Raw genomic sequence first — 1412 nt, forward strand, 5'->3', positions numbered from 1 at the left:
ATATTAATCCATTCATATTTTAATATATACTTCAGAAAATATTTGAAAATACCAAATAAAAGAAAGAAAAATAACTACATACCCACTTCTGAAAGGAGGGTTATTTTTATGCAACTGGAATGGTGTCTTCCCTGGGTGGAATTGGCACGATTTTCATGATACAAACAACCCTCGATTGTTATTATTGGCTCCACATCAATCATATTGAACGGTTTGAGGGGAAATCCGATGCAAGAGAACAGCACATGCCCATACCGTCATCCATTCCCGGAGGGATCGGTTGCACCTAACCAGAATTCCACGAACGCAATGCTGGAATTTGCCGGCTTCTATTGGTGGACGAACTACGTATTCAACTTGGAGAACTTAGGATACTGGTTCAATGGCCAGCAATGGGATCCACGCATGGCAAGTGTCACTGACGAAGGGCTCAGGCTACGTATGGCGCAGTCGCAATTACCGGGTGGACCGATGCAATGGTCTTCTGTTGAAGTGGTGCTGTGGGGTGCGATTGACGGCAATCCCAACACACCGACCAATCCTCCTACCCGTCAGTATGCGGGGCCTGGGAAATACCTCGTCGCGGCGACAACACCCAAGAGCTTCAATGACCTGTCCCTTAACTGCTGCTTTGGCGCGTTTACCTATCAGTTGAAGGCCGACACTAACATTGCCAACCCCCACCGCGAACTGGACATGGTGGAGGTCAGCCGTTTTGGCAGACCCGATGACCCGACCAATGCTCAGTTCACGCTGCAACCTTGGGAGCAGCCCGATAATGTGCACCGCATCACGATCAAGCCGGACGTCAAGGATATTACGTTAGTGATGAACTGGTCCGGAGAGGGTTATCCGATCTGGTTCTACCTTTATTATGGACTTTATACACTGGATACCTTGCCCCCCAAAGCAAATCACCAATGGTTGACGGATCCGGAGCAAACCAAATATTCACCAGGACCTGGTTGCCAGTCCATCCACTTGAATCTTTGGCGGCAGCCACCGAACCAAGTATATCCGGCCAGTGAGCAGGAAGTTACCATCACGAATTTCCAAGTGGATCCCTACAGATAATACGTTCCATATTCAGAAAACATAATCAGTTGAAATACAACGACCGCTTGGCAGACAGCAAATGCGGACGGGATAAGTAGAGAGTACAATCTCGCTATTCATGAAATCCGATGCAAGTCGGACAGGAGTGCCGTCTCGCATTTCAACGCCTTGAAATTGGCGTTGGAATCAATGCTTCGGCATACAAAACAAAGTCCAACTCACATTCATGGGTAGTGTCAAAGATCTTTCGCACATTTGTTTTCAGGCGACGGCTCCGTGGGTTTGGTACTGGTCCGCGTAGAGCGGTGCCATGTTCATGTATTTTCGGCTGGACCACTTGCCGGCGGCGATATGCC

The 1412-nt window shown here is 48.4% G+C and carries 1 protein-coding gene; it reads left to right on the forward strand.

Features of this window, described 5'->3' with window-relative positions:
• The first annotated feature begins 309 nt into the window (after positions 1–309).
• Positions 310–1074 (forward strand): hypothetical protein, encoded by a 765-nt coding sequence (locus tag DCO57_RS22175; RefSeq protein ID WP_116701098.1) that lies wholly within the window; start codon positions 310–312, stop codon positions 1072–1074.
• Positions 1075–1412: the final 338 nt, after the last annotated feature.

The sequence above is a fragment of the Labrenzia sp. 011 genome (assembly GCF_003075075.1).
GTDB lineage: Bacteria > Pseudomonadota > Alphaproteobacteria > Rhizobiales > Stappiaceae > Roseibium.

Excerpts from the sequence above, each read along its gene's own strand:
- DCO57_RS22175 (WP_116701098.1), top strand. The coding sequence starts at position 310 with ATGCTGGAATTTGCCGGCTTCTATTGGTGGACGAACTACGTATTCAAC.